The following is a 6,171-nucleotide window of genomic DNA, read 5'->3' as shown; positions in this document are numbered from 1 at the left end:
GCATCAACGGTTCATCCGGCAACCGCACCCGGACCGGGTAGGTGTCAATGATATCGAAATCGGGACCCAGCACGTTTCCGGCTTTTCCCACGGCAAACTCAAGGCATTGGTCCCGGTCCATAAACAGATCGGGAACCTTGGAAATATCCTGGGGCGCAAAGACCGGTTCCAGATCCATTGACGGATTCCAGCCATTTGGCATTGCACCGGCAATAGCGGCAAGCTGTTCAGCCATGGCCTGGGTGTTTTGGGCGGATAATTCCAGGAAGCGCTCATGGGCTCTGGCCGTAATCTCCTGGGTATGGGCCAGCAGTCCCGGGAGTGTGTCACAGGGAAATGGCAGTGGCATATTGGGCGGCTCAGTGCAGAGATCAAACGACGTTTCCTGCCGGGCCGGTTCAAAAGCCTCGTTGGCAATCAAGTCCCTGGGAAAAGGCGGGCGGGTCACAGGAATCCTTATGCAGGTGGATGTATGCCCGTTTTTCTCCCGGGTCTGCGCAGCCTGACAGGTGTCGGCACCTGGCCCTGAATGATGGCAGCCTGACAAGATAACATGCCCTGCAATACCATCCCGGGTCAGGCATCCTGCCACAGCTGTCTTGGGAACGCCGGGTAACTTGTGCAAAGGCGCGGGAAATTTTCGGGTGTAAAGACACAATGCTGCAGCCGTAACGGTAAAAAGGCCTGCGGCAGCCCCGGTATGCCCGGACAAAGCAGACGGACAGAAAATGGGCAAAGCATTGTCAAGTGGGCAGACCTCCCCTGCCCCCAGAAAGTGAGACGCACTGTGCGTCACTGCACCAAGCCCGATATCCTTTAAATCCATACCGGCATGATCCAGAGTCTTTTGTAAAGAATTTTGGACAATTGTTGACCGTGAGACATGGGCCTGCTCACCGGTTTCCCCGGCAAGTGCGGCGCCGCTGGCACCTGCCACACCATTGATCACCGCATAAATCCGGTCATTGTCCCTTTGCGCCGCATCCAGGGGTTTGAGCACCATGGCCACAGCCCCTTCCGAAGGCAGGGCCATGGGGTCCGTGCCGCTCAAAACCAGATCCCGGGTAAAGCTTCTGATGTCAGCGGCAAGATCCACGGCTGCACATAAAAAGGTGTCAGTCTCGCCTGTGGACAGGGATTTAACGGCAATATCAATGGCCGTTAGTCCCGAAGCTGAATCCGCAGAGAGGGTAAAGCAGGGGCCGCCCAGTTTAAATGCCCGGGCCAGGCGGGAGGCCACAATGCCCCCAAGGGCACCCAGTGTTGAACCAAAATTGAGTGACGGCCCGATGGTGTCCAGCAGGTCACTGGATACACCGTTTTTTTGCCCCTGAATTTGCCACCTTAAATGGTAGTCCGTAGCCCCGAAATCAAATTCAATGCCCACGGCACAGCCCATGTTTACCCGGGGTGGTTGTGACGCATCCGGTTTGGCAGAGATACCGGCATCTGCCAGGGCTGCCAGGGCTGCTTTGAGCATCATCAGATGCTGGGGCAAAATCTGGCTCATCTGGTTGGGGGGGATATTAAAATCTTTGAGATCAATACTCAGATCATCCATGAACAACGTTAACCCCCCGCGGACTTCAGGGGGCAGATGATCAAACCTGCGCCATCGGCTTTCTCCAGATCTGCCTACAGTGGATTTTTCGCCCAAAATAAGCTTGGAAAAATCCCCAAGGCACTCCGCACCACCTGATATCAGCCCCATACCCACAATGGCACAGGGAACGCTTTTTTGGGCCGGAGCAGGTGTAACACCCACCGCATGAGGACGTGATTGAGCCTTAAAAGATTCCACAAGAATCTGGGCATTGATGCCGCCAAACCCAAAGGCGGATACTGCGGCCCGCAAAGGCCTGCCGTCGCCGGCAGGTATCCAGGCAGAAGGGTGATCCTGGACCCTGACACCGCTATTCTTAAAAGGGGAGTCATCCGGCAGCGCATTGAAATTGTTGGATGGCGGCAGCACCTCCTGGTTCATGGCCATGACCGTTTTGATGAATCCGGCAGCCCCGGCACCGGTCAGCAGATGGCCGATATTGGACTTTACCGAACCAATGGATAAGGCGGTATCCATGCACTGATATTTTTGACGCATCTGCATGATACTGTGGACTTCCACCTGATCCCCCTTGGGGGTTCCGGAACCGTGGCACTCCATGTACTGGATATCATCAAAAGACCAACCGGCCATGTCAAAGGCACCGGTCATGGCCCGGACCTGACCTTCACTGGCCGGAGCCACCAGGTTGCCTTCAATATCGTTGCTCACCCCCCATCCTTTAATCACGGCGTGGATGGTGTCCTGGCAGGCCAGGGCATCGTCCAGGCGTTTAAGCAGGACCAGGCCTGCCCCCTCCCCTACCACCAACCCATCGGCATCCCGGTCAAAGGGGGCGCACCGGCCCGTGGGCGACAGGGCCTGGAGCTGGGTAAATCCCACCTGGGTGTAGAGGGACTGGGGCCGGGATACCCCGCCGGCCACCATGGCGTCCACCCTTCCGGAGAGCAGTTGTTCGCAGGCAAGCTTTATGGAAAACAAAGAAGACGCGCAGGCCGCATCCAGGGTAAAACTGCCGCCGGCCAAGCCCAACAGCCTGGCCAGAATTGACGCAGGTGCCGACAGCATACCCGCGCCCCAGGCTTGTTCCCGGGAGGGCATTGCAGGATTTGGCGCCAAAAAAAGATCGCGGGTCAGCCGCGATGCGCCCGGTGTGGGCAGGGCAATGGCAGCCAGCACAACCCCTGTGCGCGCCCGATCTGCTTTGGAAAGGCGTGCATTGGCCATAAGATCAATGCCGGCGGCAAGGGCTAAATGGTGCACCGGGTCCAGGGCCTGGAAAAAATCATTATCCAGACCATGTCCAGCCATATCCGCCCCGCAAAAGTCAAAATCGGAAGAATTAAACACCGATTGGGAAATCAGCCCTGCAAACCTGCTGCGGGCCTTATCCGGCAACGGCGTGCCGGCGCGGTTGTCCACCATGATGTCAGCGGACACACCCCACCGGTCTGGGGGAACCTGGATTACACTTGATTTTTTTGCCATGACATTGGCAATGAACTGCCCAATGTCACGGGCACCGGGGAAAATACCGGACATGCCGACCACGGCAATATCTGCACGTTTTAAAGTCATGGAGCCCATATAGTTGACCCGGAAAAAGATTGCAAGACAGCTGTGTAAAACTTGTGTAAAACGCTTGCAAGGTCATTCGCTTTGGAAATTAAAAAAGGTCAGGAGTGACAGGGAAAGTCCACACTCTTCTACACTTCGTATTTAATTTTACTCTGACCCCAGTTATCTTCCAGTTATCTTAGAATATCTTAATCTGAAAGGTATTCATGGGGTTACCCCCAATGCATGCCAGTAAGGTCTGAATCCCAATTCCGCAATCTTCTCAATAAGCGTCAAAAATGGCTCATAATCATTTTTCGTATGGGCTCTATCAAGCGTCTCGTAATATTCCAACCGCTTTTCCACAGGCAGGACAACCGGTGGGAACCCGTTTTTCATCAGTTCCAGATTCATCAGCAGCCGTGACGTTCTGCCATTGCCGTCCACAAAAGGATGGATTTTCACAAAATCACCATGAACACGGGCCGCCCGTTCCACCGGATGGAGAGACGCCCCCTCGGTTTGATACCAACTGATAAAGCTTTGCATTTCACTTTCTACATGCATGGCATCGGGCGGAACATGATCGGCACCTGAGATGATGACATTCGTTTTTCTATAAACACCCGCATTTTTGTCATCAATATTTTTCAGGATCAATTGGTGAATCGATTTAATCTGCCATTCAGACAGAGGCTCATTTTTTTTGACCAGATCTTCAACGAAAAAAATGGCTTCCCTGTGGTTGATCGCTTCAAAGTGCTCCCGCATGGTTTTCCCGCCAACGGTGATCCCTTCCAGAGCAACCTTGGTTTCTTTCAGTGTCAGCGTATTGCCTTCGATAGCGTTTGAATGATAGGTCCAGCGAAGAACCAAGTCCTCATGAAGATTCGAAACAATCTCTGGTGGCAGTGGACGGAAGGAATCCAGTTTTTCCTTAAGATGATCCAGTTTTTTATATTTGGTCATGATGTTTTTCCATATTCTGCAGGTGTTTTTATCAACTGATTGCCGAAACCGCCATATAATTGATCCGTTTCCCATTTTTGCGGATTATGCCGGATATAATTGCGGATATGGTTCAATTCATTTTCGTTGCGGATAATATGTTCCCAATAATTCCGTTGCCATAATCTGGTATCGTTCATATTTGGCAATTGCCGTACCCGTTTGGTCACCGACGATTTAAATCCACGAACAATATCCCCCAAAACCACCCGCGAATCCGTAGGGGCGGATTGCATCCGCCCGTTTACCGTCCGCCCGTTTTCGGTCAATGGCCGCGTGTTGTTAGGCAGGCGCGTGTTGTTAGGCAGGCGCGTGTTGTTAGGCGGGCGCGTGCAACGCGCCCCTACGGTGATGATGGCGTGAAAATGGTTGGGCATTATTATCCATTCATCCAATTGAATATTTTTACGCATTATGGGCGTTTTTTCCCATTCGTCTGCGACGATTTCCCCTGCGTCATTCAACCGCATTTTTTCATCAATAATTTTGCCGAAACGATGAATTCGATCCTGTGTACAAATGGTGATAAAATAATATCCCGGTTGTGAATAATCATAATTTTTCAACCGGATAGATTGTCGGTTGGGCAACGGATTATTCATATTGATTCACCACCTCCGGTTTTATCCGCCATTCGCCGGCAAGAATCTTTGGCATCAGCCCCCCGTTTCTGGGTTTTGTATTTTTCTGCGAGCTGTTTAAGAAGATCTATTTCTTGCTGGCAAATTGACAGTGCGTCAGCAATCTCTTTCTGTTTTTTGAGAGGTGGAACTAGAATCTTAATGCTCAGAAAGTCTGGTATGCTTATCTGTTTCCCGTCCCGGATACCGATTACGGCGAGATTCAAGTACTTCTCAATGAAGATGTAGGACTTAAAAAATAGCCGGTAAAAGTTACTGTTCAACTCAATTTTCAGTCTCAACACTGTGTACGCTGGGGGTGGTGATGTAAAAAGTATGCTATGCTTTCTATACATGACCAAAATTGATATAAAAAAAGACTAACTCAAATGATTTAAGATGGTTATAAAGGTTTTTGGAAAAACAACACGTTTTTCTAAGTGCACGTCGAATTCTGTGTCTCAATCTGCAATTATTTCCTTCAATTCGAACAGTATTGGCTTTCCCCGTAACATGATTGTCGGATTTGAAGGTTTTTACAAAACTTGTCCAGTCGTCCGTATAAATCGTGTCAAACGTGATGCCCAGCTCTGTAATTTTTTTCCGTAAATCTCTTGCGGTAGCCAAATTACGCTTGCCCCAAACCCAGGCGACTATCTCTCCAGTTGCTCTATGATAAGCATAAATCAGCCAGACTTTATTCTTTTTTGAACCGACGTAAGTCCAAAATTCATCAACTTCCAGTTTGTCGTAGTGAGACTGCTTCGGATTTATTTTATAGTTTGAATTTGTAAGCGTTGATAACACCTTGTTAATACTAATTTTTTCGATTTAAGCAATATCTCTAACGGCCACTCCTCTGGCGAACATTAACAAAATTCTGTCTTTTAACTCTGAATGACACCCTTTGTAACTCAAAGCATGATTACCGATAAACTGCCTACCACAATCATTGCAATAGTAATTTTGTTTACCATCTATTTTTTTGCCTTTTTTTTTATTTTTATTCCTGAGCAAACAGGACATTTGAGTGCGATTTCAATTTTCATATTCCAAACATACACTCTTTTGGTTTAAAAATCGCAATATTTATGTCAGCATACTTTTTAAATCACCACCACAAGAGACTGGACGCAAAAGGGCGAAGCTCCTTTGGCGCTCTTTATTTCAGAATCAGTTCCAAGCCCTGGAAAACTGAACGAAACAGAAGAAAACAAGTAAACACGGACATGCCTGTGCAAATCAGGATATCGATTTTTCCGGATCTGCGACGCTCCTCATACCCAAATAGAAAGGCCAGGATAAAGCCTGCGGCAAACCCGCCGCCATGGCCCCAGTTGTTAATGTTCGGCAGGATCAGTCCAATCAGCACCAGGCTGAAAATCCAGGACTTGGTCTGATCAAATACCATTTTTCCCCAGA

Annotated in this window: 4 protein-coding genes and 2 pseudogenes; all 6 read right to left on the bottom strand. The window is 49.7% G+C overall.

Annotated elements, in window-relative coordinates:
* The coding region (locus AB7U36_RS16535; protein ID WP_428160800.1) for a beta-ketoacyl synthase N-terminal-like domain-containing protein at positions 1-3,142 on the bottom strand (3,142 nt) is incomplete at its 3' end.
* A gap of 204 nt (positions 3,143-3,346) precedes the next feature.
* Positions 3,347-4,090: a Fic family protein gene (locus tag AB7U36_RS16530; protein ID WP_287036752.1), complete on the bottom strand. Its 744-nt coding sequence runs from the start codon at positions 4,088-4,090 to the stop codon at positions 3,347-3,349.
* Positions 4,087-4,731 (bottom strand): transposase, encoded by a 645-nt coding sequence (locus AB7U36_RS16525; RefSeq protein ID WP_428160799.1) that lies wholly within the window; start codon positions 4,729-4,731, stop codon positions 4,087-4,089. Before AB7U36_RS16525 ends, AB7U36_RS16530 begins: the two co-directional genes overlap by 4 nt.
* Complete coding sequence (locus AB7U36_RS16520) at positions 4,728-5,105, bottom strand: restriction endonuclease subunit S (protein WP_428160798.1); 378 nt, start codon at positions 5,103-5,105, stop codon at positions 4,728-4,730. Before AB7U36_RS16520 ends, AB7U36_RS16525 begins: the two co-directional genes overlap by 4 nt.
* A pseudogene (locus AB7U36_RS16515) lies at positions 5,098-5,798 on the bottom strand (IS1 family transposase). Before AB7U36_RS16515 ends, AB7U36_RS16520 begins: the two are co-directional and overlap by 8 nt.
* Before the next feature lie 113 nt (positions 5,799-5,911).
* A pseudogene (locus AB7U36_RS16510) lies at positions 5,912-6,171 on the bottom strand (rhomboid family intramembrane serine protease); the annotation flags it as partial.

It is taken from the genome of Desulfobacter sp. (genome assembly GCF_050177295.1).
The sequence above is the reverse complement of the archived record's forward strand: the minus strand, read 5'-3'. Positions and strand labels throughout refer to the sequence as shown.